Origin of the sequence: Rhizobium sp. P28RR-XV, from assembly GCF_012641385.1 — a bacterium.
Classification (GTDB): domain Bacteria; phylum Pseudomonadota; class Alphaproteobacteria; order Rhizobiales; family Rhizobiaceae; genus Rhizobium.
Genome location: NZ_JABAIG010000033.1, coordinates 1 through 17,323 on the forward strand (window position 1 = coordinate 1; position 17,323 = coordinate 17,323).

Annotated in this window: 16 protein-coding genes and 1 pseudogene; 6 read left to right on the forward strand and 11 right to left on the reverse strand. The window is 59.5% G+C overall.

What is annotated here, in order from left to right:
* The 7 genes from HGP12_RS33410 to HGP12_RS33440 form a co-directional block, all read right to left on the reverse strand.
* A partial coding sequence (locus tag HGP12_RS33410; protein WP_312862971.1) for a transposase occupies nt 1-121 on the reverse strand: 121 nt, incomplete at its 3' end.
* A 230-nt stretch (nt 122-351) separates the two neighbouring features.
* On the reverse strand, nt 352-684 hold the full coding sequence (locus tag HGP12_RS33415) for a DUF1883 domain-containing protein (RefSeq protein ID WP_168844211.1): 333 nt from the start codon (nt 682-684) through the stop codon (nt 352-354).
* A gap of 181 nt (nt 685-865) precedes the next feature.
* Nucleotides 866-1,126, reverse strand: a complete 261-nt coding sequence (locus HGP12_RS33420; RefSeq protein WP_168844210.1) for a hypothetical protein — start codon at nt 1,124-1,126, stop codon at nt 866-868.
* Between the two features lie 34 nt (nt 1,127-1,160).
* Complete coding sequence (locus HGP12_RS33425) at nt 1,161-1,355, reverse strand: hypothetical protein (protein WP_168844209.1); 195 nt, start codon at nt 1,353-1,355, stop codon at nt 1,161-1,163.
* Between the two features lie 146 nt (nt 1,356-1,501).
* Complete coding sequence (dapA, locus tag HGP12_RS33430) at nt 1,502-2,443, reverse strand: 4-hydroxy-tetrahydrodipicolinate synthase (RefSeq protein WP_168844208.1); 942 nt, start codon at nt 2,441-2,443, stop codon at nt 1,502-1,504.
* A gap of 12 nt (nt 2,444-2,455) precedes the next feature.
* Nucleotides 2,456-2,683, reverse strand: coding sequence for a hypothetical protein (locus HGP12_RS33435; RefSeq protein WP_168844200.1), 228 nt, complete (start codon nt 2,681-2,683; stop codon nt 2,456-2,458).
* A 181-nt stretch (nt 2,684-2,864) separates the two neighbouring features.
* Complete coding sequence (locus HGP12_RS33440; RefSeq protein WP_168844207.1) at nt 2,865-3,881, reverse strand: ketopantoate reductase family protein; 1,017 nt, start codon at nt 3,879-3,881, stop codon at nt 2,865-2,867.
* 241 nt (nt 3,882-4,122) lie between these two features.
* Between HGP12_RS33440 and HGP12_RS33445 the strand changes: the two genes are divergently transcribed.
* The 5 genes from HGP12_RS33445 (at nt 4,123) to HGP12_RS33465 (ending at nt 10,421) form a co-directional block, all read left to right on the forward strand.
* On the forward strand, nt 4,123-6,042 hold the full coding sequence (locus tag HGP12_RS33445) for a hypothetical protein (protein WP_168844206.1): 1,920 nt from the start codon (nt 4,123-4,125) through the stop codon (nt 6,040-6,042).
* Nucleotides 6,043-6,231: 189 nt separating this feature from the next.
* Nucleotides 6,232-7,680: a hypothetical protein gene (locus HGP12_RS33450; protein ID WP_168880228.1), complete on the forward strand. Its 1,449-nt coding sequence runs from the start codon at nt 6,232-6,234 to the stop codon at nt 7,678-7,680.
* Nucleotides 7,658-8,476, forward strand: coding sequence for a hypothetical protein (locus HGP12_RS33455; protein ID WP_168844204.1), 819 nt, complete (start codon nt 7,658-7,660; stop codon nt 8,474-8,476). The genes HGP12_RS33450 and HGP12_RS33455 overlap by 23 nt, the downstream gene beginning before the upstream one ends.
* On the forward strand, nt 8,476-9,414 hold the full coding sequence (locus HGP12_RS33460) for a hypothetical protein (protein ID WP_168844203.1): 939 nt from the start codon (nt 8,476-8,478) through the stop codon (nt 9,412-9,414). The genes HGP12_RS33455 and HGP12_RS33460 overlap by 1 nt, the downstream gene beginning before the upstream one ends.
* A complete protein-coding gene (locus HGP12_RS33465; protein WP_168844216.1) occupies nt 9,408-10,421 on the forward strand; it encodes an OmpA family protein in 1,014 nt (337 codons plus the stop codon). Before HGP12_RS33460 ends, HGP12_RS33465 begins: the two co-directional genes overlap by 7 nt.
* A gap of 18 nt (nt 10,422-10,439) precedes the next feature.
* Here HGP12_RS33465 and HGP12_RS33470 read toward each other — a convergent pair whose 3' ends face one another.
* The gene (locus tag HGP12_RS33470; RefSeq protein ID WP_168844202.1) at nt 10,440-12,062 is read right to left on the reverse strand and encodes an ABC-F family ATP-binding cassette domain-containing protein; all 1,623 of its coding nucleotides are present in this window, start codon (nt 12,060-12,062) and stop codon (nt 10,440-10,442) included.
* Nucleotides 12,063-12,390: 328 nt separating this feature from the next.
* Here HGP12_RS33470 and HGP12_RS33475 point away from each other — a divergent pair, with 328 nt between their 5' ends.
* The gene (locus tag HGP12_RS33475; RefSeq protein WP_246703658.1) at nt 12,391-13,554 is read left to right on the forward strand and encodes an alpha/beta hydrolase; all 1,164 of its coding nucleotides are present in this window, start codon (nt 12,391-12,393) and stop codon (nt 13,552-13,554) included.
* Between the two features lie 33 nt (nt 13,555-13,587).
* Here the strand turns inward: HGP12_RS33475 and HGP12_RS33480 are convergent, their stop codons facing one another.
* The 3 genes and pseudogenes from HGP12_RS33480 to HGP12_RS33490 all read right to left on the reverse strand — a co-directional run.
* A complete protein-coding gene (locus HGP12_RS33480; protein ID WP_312862972.1) occupies nt 13,588-14,526 on the reverse strand; it encodes an acyltransferase in 939 nt (312 codons plus the stop codon).
* Between the two features lie 481 nt (nt 14,527-15,007).
* Nucleotides 15,008-16,129 (reverse strand): tetratricopeptide repeat protein, encoded by a 1,122-nt coding sequence (locus HGP12_RS33485; RefSeq protein ID WP_168844201.1) that lies wholly within the window; start codon nt 16,127-16,129, stop codon nt 15,008-15,010.
* Nucleotides 16,130-16,422: 293 nt separating this feature from the next.
* Nucleotides 16,423-17,196 (reverse strand): annotated as a pseudogene (locus HGP12_RS33490) (HEPN domain-containing protein); the annotation flags it as partial.
* Between the last annotated feature and the right edge of the window lie 127 nt (nt 17,197-17,323).

Genomic DNA, 17,323 nt, shown 5'->3' on the forward strand with positions numbered 1-17,323 from the left:
CCGGCAGGTCACGCCAGGGCGAGCCGGTCCGCACAATCCAAAGCACTGCTTCCACGAACATGCGGTTGTCGCGGCCAGACGAGCCGCGCGTGCGCTCGTCACCAATGATGTGATGCGCTATCCGCGCTCACTGTTCGTCCCGAAGGATCAGACGATCCAAAACACCCATGACTGCCTCCAAAAGACAGTCTTGAATCTGATTTGCTCAGCCTTGGAAACCCAAGAGTCCACACCTCCTAGAGCAATTCCAGGAAAAGTGCATAGCGTTTTTCCGTCCGGAATTGCGTAGAAACAAAGGGATAGAGCGTTTTCGCGATTCGAAGAAAAGCGGAAACGCTCTAGAATTCCGGGTTACCTGCCGGTGGCGGTTTCCGGTGGTGCCTTCTGCATGCGGGGAGCCAGTGCCGCATCGACGATCTTCACGCTCGATTCAGCCAGACCGTTGTGGCCTTCCATATCGACGACGAGATGCCAGTGGCCGGATTCCGGAATGGTCAGCCGGATCGGGGATTTCTTGGCGACGCCGCCGATAAACTGGTGCTTGAGGGTTTCCGTGAAGCGCTCGAAATTCGAGCCGTTCATCAGCCTGACATTGGCGATGGCCGAAAGCGTGATTTCGATCACCGTTCCGGCGCGCTGTTCTCTGAGATCGTAGTGGCTGTAGCGGAAGGCAGGCTTCGACATTGTCTTCTGTTCTTTGGATATCTGGCCGAAAACTTACCTGAGGGCGGTTAAGGAAGCGTTCGGCGGTATGCTGTCGAAGCCTGCTAGAGCAATTCCAGGAAAAGTGCGTAGCGGTTTTCCGTCCGGAATTGCGGGAAAACAAAGGGATCGAGCGGTTCAGAGAACCGCTCTAGGGGCAAGTTTAGTGCACATTGGCTGCGAAGCCATCCAGGTCGAGGATGGCGCCTTCGGGCGCAAGGCAGACGTCGGCCGGGTTATGATTGCATTCTTCAGCAGCGAAGTGCAGGGCGGCCGCCTCGTTGCGGAACAGGCCGCCGACGAGACCCTGCTGGTCCTGGACGATCCAGCTGCCGCGGCGGTCGCGGCCAATGATGAAGCGTGCCGGAGCTGGCGAGATCGGGCTATGGGCCGAGCGGCGCTGAATATGCTGTGCGTTTGCCATTTCTATGTTTCCTCTTGGATCTCTTTGGCTTCACTCAATGTCCGGTCAGATGCAGCACCATTTGCAGGGCGGCGGCGATCAGGAGGACAAGGCCAAGCCGTGGAGCGACGGAACGAAGTCCATTCAGCAATGCGTCCGAAGAGATGGGCCACTCGCTTCTTGCGAGGGCCGCTGTGCGAGGGCGTTGGAGAGCGTCGGCGGATAGGCCGACATGCGTCTGGCGTGACATCGTAGTTCCTTTCCAGTGTCACCGGCACCGTCTGGCCGATGAAAGCCGTTTCCGGTGCTACGCCGTTGAATCTATGGGGGAGTTGCTAGGATTTCCATTTGCCTGAAACGGCAAAAATATAAAAATGTCATAGGGATGGAGCGATTTCACAATCCCAGGCGATAGGCATGGTGCGAGGCAAAACGGCCGCTGCCGTCGAGCTGAAACGGTGTGATTGCCGCTTGGATGGCAGCCGCCGTCTCATGGGTGACGCCGACCAAGGGCAGGCGCACATCCGCCTCGATATCGCTGACGAGTGACAAGGCGTGCTTGACCGTAGTCGGCTCGCTTTCGCGGGCCAGCGCGCTGAACAATGGCTGCAGGCGCCCGTCGATGGATTTGGCTGCGCTGACGTTGCCGCAAGCCACGGAATGCTGCATGGACCGAAAGAGACGCGGAACGATATTGGCCGCACTGGAAAAGCAGCCATGACCACCTGCGGCGATGAAGCCGAGCGCGCTGGCATCGTTCGACGCAAAGAGACCGAACCGCTCCGGCAGCAAAGGGCGCCAGACATCGATCCGCGAGACGCCACCGCTGCCATCGGCGATCCCGATAATCCCTGGAATCTCCGCCAGCCGCGCGACCGTCGTCGGCGCGAGATCGATCGCGGTATGCGACGGCTGATTGTGAACGATGATGGGCAACTCGGTCTGCGCGGCGAGTTGCTCGAAATGGTGGATGACCCCCTTTTGCGTCGGCTTGGAATAATAGGGGACTGTCACCAAGGCCGCATCGGCGCCAAGTTGCTGCGCCTGTATCGTTTCCTTTATGGTCGTCGCCGTATCGTTGGTTCCCGTTGCAGCAATGACAGGCACCTTGTCTTCGGAAAGTTCGACACAGATTTCGATGGCGCGGATTCGCTCGGCCTCCGTCAGTGTCGGGCCTTCGCCCGTTAGCGAACAGACCAGCAGCCCGTCGATGCCGCTCAGCAGCTGCCATTCCACATGCGCCATCATATCGACGCCATCGAAAACGCCGTCGCGAAAAGGCGTGACGAGGGCGGTGATCGCACCGCCGATGCGTCTTTGAAAAATCGGCCTACTCATGTCGGCTGCGCCTCAGAGATAATGCAGCACGATGAAGAGCTCCAGGCCGCCAAGCAGCAGACCGAAGGCGAACATGGCCTGAAAGGTACGCTTCTCGCGGACCTGACGATTGCCAAGCGAGTGCCGGCGCCGGCCTTTTACGCCCGAGGCCGATGCCGCGACGCGTTGATGTCTCTCATCGCTGTTGTGAACGAGGACGCGGATGGATTCCGTTAGATTGGGTGCGTGCGTGTCGAGCATGGGATCTATCTCCATATTCCACCGCAAGCGTAACGCCGGCCCCCATAGGAAATCCATTCAGGGATAAGTGCGAAGAAGTAAGTGAGATATAAAGAGCCGCCATCCCTGGATTTTGCCCGGCAGCTGAACGATGCACCGCTGCCGGAAGATCGAAAATCTATTTGAGATCGTCGACTGTCGCCTAGCCGACGCTTTGCTGGTTCTTGCGGTCGAGCTGCGTCACCAACGCCAGAATGGTTGCCGAGACCGGCGTCGGCACATTGGCAAGCTTGCCGAGCGAAACGACGACACCGACGAGAGGCGTAATTTCCAGCGCCTTGCCGGCAAGCAGATCCTGCAGCATCGAGGTACGCACAGGGCCGATCTGACGGGAGCGGTCGAGGCGCTCTTCGATCGACATGGCGATATGCGATCCCAAAGCCTCAGCGACAGCCTTCACCTCGCTCATCACCTGGCCGACCATGGTTGCCAGCGCCGGGTCATCCATGATGTCGGACATCAATCCCCTGGTCAGCGCGCTGATCGGGTTGAAGGCGGCATTGCCCATCAGCTTGCTCCAGATATCGTCGCGAATGCGTGTGGAAATGGAAATGTTGACGCCCGCCTTCTGCAGCAGTGCTGCGATGGCCTCTATGTCGGCGGTCGTCTCGCCGGAGGGCTCGCCGAGGATGAAATGGCCATTGTTGGCGAGCTTTATCTCGCCAGGCCCGACGACTTCCGCCCCCTGATAGGCGACGCAGCCAATCACACGCTCCGGCCCGATCAGGCGCCAGAGATCGCCGTTCGGATCGAGCTCCTCCATCTGGTGCTCGGCATGGCCGCTCCGCCGGTCCCGGTGAAAATACCACCAGGGCACGCCGTTGAGGATCATCACGACGCGGGTGCCCGAGTGCAGCAGTTTCGCAATGCCGGGAACGGCGGCCGCAAGCTGATGACCCTTGAGCCCGGTAATGACGAGATCCTGCGTCGGCAGCTCGCCGGCGTCGGCCGTTGCCGTCATTCGCGCCACGAGAGGACTGTCCGCGCCGGCTTCCCAGAGGCGTATGCCGCCGGAACGAATCCCCTCCAGGTGCGCACCCCGCGCAACGACGGAAACCTCCGCGTGGCCTGGTTGCGCGGAGGCAAGTTTTGCGGCGATCGCGCCACCCAGCGCGCCGGCGCCGTAGACACAGATATTCTTGAAGGGAGTGGTCGTCATGGCTTGGTGCTCCGAATGAGATCGCGTGCTCAGAAGAGATATGTCGCGCTTTCGATTTGGCGAAGGGTCTTTCAGGTTTCAGGCAATTGGAATTGAAAATCGCCGAACCTTCCTCCACACTACAAACTTATGGAAATTTCACCATGCTCGTCCGAGCGCGAATGAAATCAATCCGGCAAACGAAACTGCTTCCCGGTTTTTTCTGCCGGCATCGGTCGATGCGGATTTCGTGAACTGGATCATGTTTTCACTGCATACATTTGGCCGCCTTAGACTTTTGGACAGCGATGGTCGCGAAGTCGCCTTTCCCGAAAAGGGCCTGTTGATCCTGAGCTACTTGATGGCAGAGCCACCGGGGGGCGCATCACGCATCGCGATCGCCCGGCTTCTATGGGGCGACGACAATGGCAGCGCGCAGGTCAATCTGCGAAAGCTGGTTTCACGGATAAGGGGCCGCCAGGAAGTGCTCGGCAGGCCGTTCCTTCGTTTCAGCGAAACGATCGTCGAGCTCGAAGCACCTCCAGAAGCCATAGACATGCCGCTCGCGGGCGCGGAACAGGCAGAGCCGAGCGTCGCGAGATTGAAGGGGCTGATGAACACGCTCGAAGCGGAGTTCCTGCTGGACGTCGATTGTCAGAGCGCGGTTTTCTTTCACTGGCGCAAGGCGCAAAGGCGGCGCCATGCCGATATGCTGAAGGAAACGCTGCATGCCGCCGCTGCGCAGGCGAGCGCCGAGGAGGATGTCGCGCTGGTCAAGGAGGCGGCGCTTCTCGTCCTCGGTGCCGATCCGGAGGATAGGGATATTCATCGCGTCCTGCTGCGGATATTCGAAGCCGGGGGAGAGGTCGAGCACTTCAGGCGAATATTCGAGCAGCGTTCAGAGCTGTTGGCGTCATGGTCGTCGCGGTGGCGGGACATTTCGGCTGCTGGGGCCAATGCCGACGCTCTTCACCGCAGGAAGGTGACGGACAAACCGCCGAAGATGCGCATACCCCTAATCCTCCTGCCGCCCCTGGAAAAGCAAGGCTCGGGATATGACGCCTCATCGCTGGTGAGCGATATCACCGTCGGCTTCTGCGCCTTGGACAGTCTCGATATTGCGGATCGCTGCACGGCGGTCCGGATCGGCAGGGTTGGGGAGCGCGCGATTGCAACTTTCGATCGATGGGATCGCTCCTACATTCTTGAGATGCGCGTCAGCGTTCAGGACAACGAACCTTTGCTGTTTTCGCAATTGGTCGATGCTGTCAGCGACGAGGTCGTTTGGGCAGAGCGCATCGGCCTCGGGCAATCCTCTCCCGAACAGCAGAGGCAGAGGATCGCTCGTCACATCGTGCTCTCCCTGGCGGGACAGATCGAACGCCGGGAGATGATGAGGTCTCACTTCGAAAAGGACCTGACAGCCTATCAGCGCTATCTCGCCGGAAAGCGCCACCTTGCTCGCCTCTCGGTGCCAAGCCTGCAGGAGGCACGGCTAGAGTTCAAATCGGTGCTGGAAAGCAGTGGCCATTTCGCCCCTGTCTTGAGTTCTATTTCGCGAACCTACTCCAAGGAATGGGTACTGACATCGGGTAGCGATCCGGCCCTGCTGGACGAGGCGGAGAACTATGCGACGCGGGCCATCGCAGCCCGGCGCGATCTCGCCGACGGCTATCGCGAACTGGGCATGGCGAAGACCTTACAGAGGGCAAATGACGAAAGCATAGAGGCCCTGAAGCTGGCTGAAGCCCTCAATCCGGGCCACGCCGGCATCATTGCCGACCATGCCGAAGCATTGCTTCATTCCTCGCGGCCGGACCTTGCGTTGACGAAGATCGAAAGTGCCATCGCGCTCAATCCGGTCAGTCCCGACACTTATTTCTGGACAGCTTCGGTGGCGAGCTACACGCTCGGCCGCTTCGAGGCCGCACTCGATTATATCCGTCGGATGGCCGATTCGCGCTTGGCGGACAGGATTTCCGCGGCGAGCCTGGCAATGCTGGGAGAGGAGGAAAGGGCGGGCTTCTTCGTCCGGCGGGTTCATGACACCAGCCCGGATTTCGATATCGATCGCTGGATTTCTGTCGTGCCGTTCAAGGAGCAATGGCAACGCGATATCTATCGCGAAGGGCTGCAGCGCGCCGGTTTCTGGAAACCTGTTTCGAATTCGGTTCAGGCGTAACACTGATCCTTCGCGCAACGCTGATTGCCGCGATTGATATGCGTGTTTTCCGATCATCACCGGCTCGGGCTAGTCTTTACCACAATCGCATCCTAACCTCCGCTAGATCGCTCTGGACCAAGGACAACCGGTGCGGTATCGATTTCTCAATTGTCCTTTCTAAGTTGATGAATTCGCCGGGGAAGATCGTTGCGTTTCGAAGCCCTCAACCGTCTCTGGGACAGCGTTCGGGAGACCAGCCATGATTTCCGTGCCTCGACGGACGTTTTTCCCGTCGTCGATATCGAAAAGCTAGGTGCGACCCTCGACCTGAAGGAAAAGGGAGCTGCCGCCGGGCGCCAGAACCGGCCGCCGCTGGATGCACAGTCGCATGACGAGACGGAACAGCGCGTCGTCGCCTGGGTCGAGGCGGAGAAGAAAAGTTCCTACCAGATCCTCGAAGACCAGTTCCAGACCTTCGACAGTCGTCTTCGCAACCTAGATTTCGAAGGGCAGTTCGGGCTGATACGCCAGGCGAATGCCGCCAGCGTCTCGGATTTCAAGGCGGAGGTTGCAAGCGGCGTCGATGAACTTCACGGCCTGCGCCGTAAGCTGAAGACGGCCGAGGATGAGATGGTAGGCTTCAAGGCCAGGCACAAGCTGCAGCGCGCCGCGAAGGTTTCCAGCAAGGCGGCATGGGGCTTCAAAGTCTCGCTGATCGTCTTCCTTGTGCTCATTGAAATGGTGATGAACGGCAGCTTTCTCGCCAAGGGAAGCGAACAGGGCATCGTCGGCGGTGTGACGGAGGCGGCCGCTTTCGCCTTCCTGAACATCGGCACCGCGCTGATGTTCTCCTTCTTCTGCGTCCGCTTCCTGGTGCATCGATCCTTTGCGCTGAAGCTGCTCGGTCTCCTCGGACTTGTCGCCTATGTCGTAGTCGCCTTGGGGATCAACATCGCGTTGGCGCATTATCGCGAGGTTTCGGCAACGATCCTGAGCGGGGCGGGCGCCGAGGTGATGCCGCGCCTGAAGACCGCGCCGCTTGGGCTGCAGGAGCTGAACTCCTGGATGCTCTTTGCCATCGGCCTGATGTTCTCGCTCGTCGCCTTCATCGACGGCTGCTATCTGACCGATCCCTATCCGGGCTTTGCCGGCGTGCAGAAGCGTCTCGATGCGGCGCGAGACAATTACATCGACCGCAAGCTCGATCTGATCGAGGACCTTCGCGGCATCCGCGACGAGCACAACGGCAAGATCGAAGAGATCATCCGCGACCTCTCGCTGCGCCGGCAGGAGACGGCGGCCATCATCGCTCATCGCGCGAGGACGGCCGACCTTTTTGCCGAACACCAGAACCATCTCGAGCGCGCCGCCAATGTGCTGCTCACCTCCTACCGCGATGCCAACAGGGCCGCACGCACCGAGCCGGAACCATCCTACTTCAACGCTGCCTACAAGATGGAGCGCCTGACGCCTGTCATCCGCAGCGAAGAGGAATGGGACGACAAGGTGCTCGGCTCGCGCATCCAGAGTGCGCAGGCGGAATTGTCGGACCAGATCAAGCAAATTGGCGAGGAATTCGAGCGCGCCATCGAGAAATACCACCAGCTCGACAATCTTTTCCCGGAGAGCATCCTTGGCGCGACGCAAGCGGCGTAGCCGGCGCGGCGGATCCGCCGGTCTCATCATCGCAACGATTTGTCTCGCGATCCTGTCCCTCGGGATCGTCGGTGCCTATGGCTGGCTACGCTACAAGGCGAGCGGCAACGTCGCCGTCGACCAGGCTTCGCTCTGCCCCGTGGATGGCCCGAAGGCGGAAACGGCCATCCTGCTCGATGTCACAGATCCGATCGCCGACACGACGGCGCTTGATCTCCGCAACCAGTTCCAGAAGATCGTGGCGAGCGTGCCGATCGGCGGCGCGATCGATATCTACGCGCTCACGGAGAAGGAAGGCGAACTGATCCAGACCTTCCACGGCTGCAACCCGGGAAGCGGTGCCAACGTCGACGAATGGACCAGCAATCCGCGCTTGGCGCAGGCACGATGGGAAAAAGGGTTCCAGAAGCCGCTCGCCGATATCGCCGGCAAGCTGACCGCGGGCGAGTCCGGCAAGCTGTCGCCGATCATGGCGGCCATTCAGAAGATCAACCTGGAAGTCTTCGCCAACGCTCCGGCAGGCCTGCCGAAGCGCCTCTACATCGCCTCCGACATGATCGAGCACACCGCCGCCTTCTCGAACTACCGGGACGGCGTCTCCTATCAGAAATACCAGCACAGCCCGGCAAATGACCAGTTTCGCACGTCATTGGCTGGGGTCACGGTCAAGATCCTTGCCTTTCAAAGGCCGAACATGAAGTTCAGCATGGAGGACCTTGCGAACTTCTGGGCGCAATGGATCAAGAACAGCAACGGTGATTTCGGCGGCTTCGTGCGGTTGGAGGGGATACGCTGATGGCCGGTACCGAGACGCGATATCTCATCCGCGACTATGGGCCGATGGTGCTTTTCGCGTCCATTACCATCGGCGGCATGATCTTCATCTGGTCGTCGAAGCTCATGGGCTGGTCGCTGCCTGTCGTGACAGGCATACCGCTCGTGCTGATGGCGATCTACTTCATTGTGTCGCTGGCAGTCGCAGGGTTCCGGCTGCATAACGAGCAGGCGGGCGACAATCTCTACTACATGGGATTTCTCTTCACCCTGTCGAGCCTGGGCGTATCGCTCTATCTCTTTGCCGGCGAAACATCGATCGAGACCATCGTCCGCAATTTCGGCATCGCCGTCACATCGACCATTGCCGGCGTAACGCTGCGCATTCTCTTCAACCAGATGCGGCGCGATCCGATCGACATCGAGCGCAGCGTCCGGCACGAGCTTGCCGAGATGACACGGCGCGTGCGGACCGAACTCGACTCCTCATCGCGCGAATTCTCGCACTACCGGCGTGTCAGCAACCAGATGCTGTCGGAGGGATTCGAGGAGATCGCGCGGCAGGCAGAACGCAACGGCGAGGAGATCAACAAGATCCTCGAAATGCTGGCAAAGCAGGCGGTGACCCCCATCAACGAAGCGGCCGCCCAGCTGACGGCGACGACCTCGCAATTGTCCGAGATCATCGGGACCTTCGGTGCCGCCGTCGAGAATGTCGGCAAGAAGCTGGAGCAGATCCGCTCGCCGGAGGATGTCGTGCGCGCCGAGCTGGCGCCGGCGATCGCTGCCATCAAGGAGATGTCCGAGGCGCAGTTGCAGCCGCTGCGCAACATCGAAGTGGCGCTCGGCCGTATGGCGGAAGCGATGGGACAGGCACCGCTGCCGAAACCGAAGACCGATGACGACATCGCTCCTGAGATCGAGGCCGTGCCGCGAAAACGCTGGTGGCATCTATGGTAGCAGGAGGCTCGGATATTCAGCCGAAACTGGAGCACAAAGGCTATAATCGTGGTTTGATCCTTGGCCTGACGATGGCCGAATCCATGCTGCTTCTGGTCTTTTGCCTGCTGCTCGCGGCAGCCGCCATGATTTCCGCCGAAAGAAACCGCCGCTCCGAGGTCGAGCGCAAGCTTGAGAAGGCCGAACAGCAAGTCTCCCTGCTGGAGAAGAAACGCGCGGAGCAGGCGGCCGAGATCGTCTTGCTGCAATCGAAAGTCGTTTCCGGTGATCTTTCCGCCGCCGACAAGGCCGTGGTGGACAAGCAATGGCGGGAGCTAGTGCTGGCGAAGGAGACGCTCGACAGTATGGCAGATCAGGGTGCGTCATCGGCCGATCTGCAATCGCTTGCCAAGGTTGCGGCCGTTCTAAAGGAGCATGGCGTCTCACTGACGGCAGCACCCGATGAGGTCAATAAGCTTCTGGCTGGAAACGGGGGCGGGAAGGGCATGCACGACTGGCCGCCCATCATCAATCTCGACGATGCCAAGAAGAACTATTTTCAATCGGGAAGCGCCGAACTTACCGGCACCTTCGCCCAGCTGCTCAGCACCACGATCACAGACGAAATCGCCAGCAATCTCAGCCTCTACGGCGCCAATATCGTCGAGGTCATAGGCCATACGGACGAGCAGCCGCTGGCGCGCGAAAAATCCAATCTCGACGATACGATCATCAACGCGATGGACGGCAAGCTGCCGGTATCGGCCCTGCTACCGGCCGACAATGCCGGGCTTGGTCTCGCCCGCGCCATTGCCGTCGCCAACGTGCTCAAGGCCAATCCGAAGCTGAAGGGTGCTACGATTCTGCCGATGTCCGCCGCGCAGCTGATCCTGCCCGGCGATACCGTCACATCAGGCCAGCGCGGCGCGGTCGAGGCGCGCCGCCGCATCGAAATCCGCGTGCGCGGCAGGACGGCACCCGTTGCCGTGATCAACGCCGGTGCCGCGCCTTCGTCCAACACGCAATAGCGCCGATCGGCGCAGCTATCAGCTCCGCAGTCCCGGCGCCTCGTATCCCGTGCGCTCCACATATTCCGTGTAGCCGCCGGTATACTGGTGAATGCCTTCCGGCGTCAGCTCCAGCACGCGGTTGGAGAGTGCCGCGAGGAAATGCCGGTCGTGTGAGACGAACAGCATCGTGCCCTCATATTGCGACAGCGCCTCGATGAGCATCTCTTTGGTATCGAGATCGAGATGGTTGGTCGGCTCGTCCAGCACCAGCAGGTTCGGCGGATCGAAAAGCATGATCGCCATGACAAGCCGCGCCTTCTCGCCACCCGACAGCACCCGGCACTTCTTTTCGACGTCGTCGCCGGAAAAGCCGAAGCAGCCGGCCAGTGCGCGGAGCGAACCTTGGCCGGCCTGCGGGAATTCATGTTCCAGCGTCTCGAATATGGTGCGCTCGCCCTCAAGCAGCTCCATGGCGTGCTGGGCGAAATATCCCATCTTGACGCTGGCGCCGAGATTGACGCTGCCTTCATCCGGCTCCGCCGAACCGGCGACCAGCTTCAGAAGCGTGGATTTGCCGGCGCCGTTGATGCCCATGATGCACCAGCGCTCTCGGCGGCGCACCATGAAGTCGAGACCTTCATAGATGCTGCGGCTGCCATAGCCCTTATGAACGTTTTTCAGGACGACGACGTCTTCGCCCGAGCGCGGCGCCGGCTGGAATTCAAAGGCGACCGTCTGGCGGCGCTTCGGCGGCTCGACGCGATCGATTTTTTCCAGCTTCTTCACGCGGCTCTGCACCTGCGAGGCATGCGAGGCGCGCGCCTTGAAACGCTCGATGAACTTGATTTCCTTGGCGAGCATCGCCTGCTGACGCTCGAACTGCGCCTGCTGCTGCTTCTCGTTCTGAGCGCGCTGCTGCTCATAGAACTCGTAGTCGCCGGAATAGCTTGTCAGGTTGCCAGCATCGATTTCGATGATCTTGGTGACGATGCGGTTCATGAACTCGCGGTCGTGCGAGGTCATCAGGAGCGCACCCTCATAGCCCTTGAGGAAGGACTCCAACCAGATCAGGCTTTCGAGATCGAGATGGTTACTCGGCTCGTCGAGAAGCATGACATCGGGGCGCATCAAGAGGATGCGGGCCAGCGCCACGCGCATCTTCCAGCCGCCCGAAAGCGCACCGACATCGCCGTCCATCATCTCCTGGCTGAAGCTCAGGCCCGCCAGCACTTCGCGGGCGCGGCCCTCGAGCGCGTAGCCATCCAGCTCTTCGTAGCGCGCCTGCACCTCGCCATAGCGCTCGATGATCTCATCCATCCTGTCAGCCTGGTCCGGATCGCTCATCGCGGCTTCCAGCTCACGAAGCTCGGCGGCAACCGCGCTGACCGGCCCGGCACCTTCCATCACTTCCGAAACGGCGCTCCGACCCGCCATGTCGCCGACATCCTGGCTGAAATAGCCGATGGTGACGCCCTTATCGACGGAAACCTGCCCTTCGTCGGGCTGCTCCCCGCCGGTGATCATCCGGAAAAGCGTCGTCTTGCCGGCGCCGTTCGGGCCGACCAGTCCAATGCTCTCGCCCCTGTTGAGCGCAGCGGACGCCTCGATGAAGAGGATGCGATGGCTGTTCTGCTTGCTGATATTCTCGATACGAATCATGATTACGCCGGGCCTGAAGAAAGTTTTTCGGGGGCCTTATGCCACGGCTTATCGTCTCTGTCGCAGGTTTTTCGGGCACGCGAGCGTGAACATCTGCGCTCCGGGTCGCGAATGCGCCGGGCCTTTCCTGATTCGGGTTTCTTAGAAGATGCGGTTTGCGCGTCCCAATAATCCTTGCACGTTCGAGAGAATGTTCGTCAAACGAGGATTTTTTCGAGATTGCGACGGATTTTTCTCTGCTCCATCGTTCAAGCAGCGAGCACGCCGGTTAACGACTGATCGGATGAGCACGTTTTCTCCGTATCAATCAAAGCGCAGTAACCATACGATGCCGTTCATTTTCACCTATCTTGGCCGAATCTGGTGCTCGGGCACGCAGCGGAACTCCAGGAATTTAGCCTGCATCATATTATCCGGAACGGCGCTGATCGCCGCCGGCGGATTATCCCAAGCATGGTCCACAAATGCCGTCTCTCAACATGCGAAGCTCCGTAAGCCGGTCAAACAGATCGCGGATCAACGCGCGCTCATCGACACGCCGGACGGGAAGGGAGAGCTGCCCGTCTACGCCAATCATGCGGTCGACACGGCAGCACCCGACGTGACGAAGGTGCTGATCGTGATTCACGGTACGCTGAGAAACGCCGACGCCTATTATGCGACAGGCCGGAAGCTGCTGGCAAAGGTGGGAAATCTTGCGAAAGGGACGATGGTTGTCGCGCCGCAGTTTCTAATAAGGCCGGATGTCAAGGCGTTCTCACTGTCCGCGCAGACGCTGGCCTGGACGCAAAACGGATGGAAAGGCGGAGAAGCCGCGCGCCAGCCCGCGCCGATCAGCTCCTTCTCCGCGCTCGATGCCTTGCTTCGGCATTTCGCGGATCGCCGCTTGTATCCTTCGCTGTCGACCATCGTCGTGATGGGGCATTCGGCGGGCGCGCAATTGGTGCAGCGCTACGCGGTGATGGGGCGCGAGACGGAAAGCCTGGCGAGCGCCGGTATCTCCGTTCGCTATTTCGTCGCCAATCCGTCGAGTTATCTCTATTTCGACAATGAGCGGCCGGCCTTGCTGGCGGATCAATCGACAGCTTCCTGCCCGCGCGCAACGCAGTGGCGATATGGCCTGACTTCCGCGCCGCCATATGTATCCTCGCAGGATCCGAAGGTTCTCGAAGCCCGATATGCCGCGCGAAACGTCGTCTACCTGTTGGGGGAGGCGGACACGAATCCATACACTCATTTCATCGATCGCTCCTGTGCCGCGATGGCGCAGGGGCCATACCGGCTCGCGCGAGGGTTGACCTATTTCGGCTATATGAAAAAGCGGCATCCGTCCGACCTCAATCAGAAGGTCGTCGAGGTACCAAGCGCGGGGCATGACGACGAGGCGATGTTCACATCCGATTGCAGCGTTGCGGTGTTGTTCGATCGACCAATCCCGCAATCCTGCCCGGTCATCGCCGGAACGGCAAAAGAGGACGGAGCGCAGCCGTAGCATTCTTCGAGCGATCATCTCGCTCCTTGTGCGTCAGCCGCGAAATGCCGGTCGCGGGCGCGCGGCTCGCGTTTTCCGGAGGATCGGCCGTTCTATGAACAGGTAGCAAACGATTGCAAAAGCCAGCGAGCCCAATGCGATGAACACGGGCTGTGCGCCATGCGGCACGCCAATGCGCAGCAGCAGCGCCGTCACCATGACGGCCATGAGCACGTGCCAAACGTAAATGGAATAGGAGGCATCCCCCAGGAAGTGCGGGAATGCCAGTTTGGGGACGCCCCGCTCCCGCTCTGCGAAAACAGCGCCCGATAACAATAGCACAGCAGGGATGCCCCAGCGAACCGCCCGGTCGACATGGGGCATCAGGTCACTCGCCAGCAACAGCGCGAATCCGGCGATCATTAGGCTGATGGCGGCGTAAAAAGGCAGGCGAAAATCCTGCTTCCACAAACGTCCGATGATGATTCCCGCCGCAAATTCAAGAATGACCGGCTCCGTGAAAACACTGAGATGGCCGAGAGGCAGCAGGTAATGCGTGATGACGATCGCCACCAGAGCCGCCATCAGGAACCATAACCGCCTGAACTCCGGCAGGAGCAATGAAATGGAGAAGATGAGATAGAAGAACATCTCGTAGGACAAGGTCCATCCCTGCTCGACAACCGGATGCAGCGCGTCGTTCTTCATGGCGGGCAGGAAAAACAGCGAGCCGATCAAATTCTCGGCGCTCGCGTTCGTATTGTAGAAGAACTGCGGTTTCAACACGGCCAGGACGAATGTCGCCGCGGTCGCAATCCAGTAAAGCGGCACTATTCTGATGAGCCGGCGCCACATGAATTCTTGCGGACCGATCGGCTTTCCCTGGGTCGTGACCCACATGATAAAGCCGCTGATGACGAAGAATATATCGACACCCGCCGCTCCGATCTGGAATCTAAGGCCGTATGCCTCGCTGATATGGAAGCAAAGCACGGAGATTGCGGCGATGGCGCGCAGATATTGAATGCCTGTAATGTCGCTGCGGATTTTCAAGACGGTGCCTCACGCGACTGGAATGCCATCGCCAAGGCCTTGCGGGCCGGTTTGGCGATAGGGAAATGAGTCGAATGGCCCGACACTCACGCAGAACGACTTGGAGAGGGTACGGCGGACCGAATATTGCTGGCAGCAACAATTCCAATGAAAATGGATGATTTCCCGCCGATTTCGTGACCAAAATCGGGCATTTCGGCTTGGCGCACCTGTTGCGGTAAATTCGGAGGCTTCACGTGCTTGTCCATCGGCTGACGATTCCGCCAGTCTCTGTAAGCCCCCCCTCGCTTGCGCGGCCCTCCCGTAGAAGGTTTGTTCTTTTATTTGTTCCTGCGTGTAGTTTCAGGCGGCTAGACCGCCTGAAACGCCATGTTTACTCGTCTCCGAGCAGCGGAGTGCCACCATCGCCGATGACATCGGCTCAATTGAATGACTTAATCGACGCAAGCGCCTGCGCCCGTCCTGTACCAATCCGGACACCATCTGCAATTTGTTCTCTGATCACCGCGATATCTTTAGGGATCGCGAAGCCACGTTTCGTTACCGATTCAAAATGAGTGTCGATCTTGTCGAGGAGAATTCGTCCCTGCTCGTGGTCCACGCGAGCAACCTCGCGCGCGAGAAAGCAGATGGCTCGGAACGCAAGGTCGATGTTTTTTGCCTGTCGAGCTTTCTCAATGGCATCCATGTAATGCTTGATGCCGGCGTCAAACTTCCGCTCTCGAAAGTCGATCAAGCCGGAGGTGGCTGTTACGACTATATCGTCGTCATCGTCACCGAGAGACGCAAAGGCGCGCCCGATCAGGTGCCGTGCATCGTCGAAACGTTCTTGGAGCGCTCTTACCGCCGCCAGGTTGCTCAAGAGTGTCTTGTTCCTGGGATTGGCGAGCAGGCCATGCGCCCCGACCGTAGCGGCTTCTTCTAGGGCTTCCATCGAAACGCAACCGATAAAGGTCGGCAAAATCGCTGGACGTACACTGAAGGGCTCGATCTTTCGCCAGTCTGCACAATGCTCGATAACATCTTTCCAATTTGATTCCTCATAGGTTGTGTATGCTGACGCCTCCTCGGAGAGCGAGATGTCGACGTGAAGATCCGCCTGCTTGAAGTCAGCCTTGTGGCGGGCCACCCAGCCGATCTGAGCGATGGCATTTTCGGTAGGGCTCATTGCCCCTTGGCGCAGCATTCGTATTGCTTGTTTTCGAGAACCCGCCTCGTACTCCATGCTCCCCATTTGAACGGCAAGTTCGGAGAGATCGCGAGGCGAGAACTTGGCCTCACCAAGAAGTGACTTCGCTTTTCGCCATCCTGACGCTGCTGTGCCGGAGGCCGCTTGCACTGCGAAAAGGGCAGATCGGAGCCACGGGTCGGATAGCGTGGCGCTGGAAGCCTTGAGAAAATGCTCTGCCTCATCGGGAGCGCCGATGTGCATGAAAAAGCGCGCCGCCGCCCTGAGAACGTAACGATCATCTGGCCGAAGAATGAGTGCACGGCGAAGAAGCGACCAAGCCGAGGGGCTCTGTCCGACGTTCACATAAAGCAATGCCGACTCCGCAAGACGAAGGGCATCGCGTGGGTTCAGTTCCAGGAGGCGCTTACGCCTGGCAATCTCGACGCGGATTTGCGCTTCCTCGACGGGAAGGTTGGTGTCGCCGTCGGCAGTAATGTTCCGTGCTAGAACCCTGCGAACGAATTGCAGCCTGGCATCAAGCTCGCTTGCTCGGTCGATGAGCGCAAGGCCTGCGCGCTCTGCCTGCGGATCTACAATAACACAGTACGTGGGCTGGACGGCAGCGGAACGGAGGTCGCCTGTGGAGATCTCTTAGATGAGTGAATTCAAGCATCCCACTGGGCGTGTCTCCTGAGCTTTTCCAAATGCTCCTCGCAAACCTTCTTGATGACACCAAGCAGCGCGGCCGTGCGCTCACCAAGCCATGTAAGCGCTTCCTCGCTGATCTCGAAATACTTGGAATAGCGCGCCTTCACATAGGCCTCGTTCAGCGTGTTGAACCAAGCTCGCTCCCTCTGCTGATCGCGCGGAAATGCGTCCGACAGGCGCCGATCCTGGTCTTCGGCCAGCGAGCGTAGAAACTTGATGTTGTGAGAGGGCGGGCCGTAGTTTGTCAGGGTCAGCAGAACGCATGAATAAGCCTGTTCCAGCGATTGATGGAGGCTGAAAGCCGCCCAGTTGCTCCAGACGTCGCCTGGCCGTTTTGACTTGCTGAGATAGAAGTACGAGCCTTCTAAGCTGGCTTCGGCCTCGGCGAGCCGCTGCTCGCAATGTTCCCGCGCTACCCGCAACCGATCAGCTGGCGTCAGTGGCACAGGTTCCGCCAACGGTTCATCGTCGAGCTCGTAGAGAACAATGCCTTCCTTGCGGATGTCGGAGAAAAAATACTGTCCCTCCTTCAGGTAGGTGTTCACCTCGCGCCTTGAATGCACGATGAAGCTGACCGGGGTCTCGATCAGCGGGTCGCGGATCAGGCGGTCGGAGGCCTTGTACCAGTACTCGGCGAACTTGCAGAGCTTGCGGTTGTTGACGATTATCAGCAGATCGAAGTCGGAACGGTAGCCCTTCATGGTGAAGGGCTCGTCCACCCAGCCGCCCTTGGGTAGAATAGGCGACTAGCGCCGTGCTGCCTCACGGCAGTCGGTTTCTAGTCGCCTTTCACCGAACCGGACGTGCATCTTTCGTTATGCATCCAGCTCTCCAGAAGACGTGGCAAAGTCAGGCAAG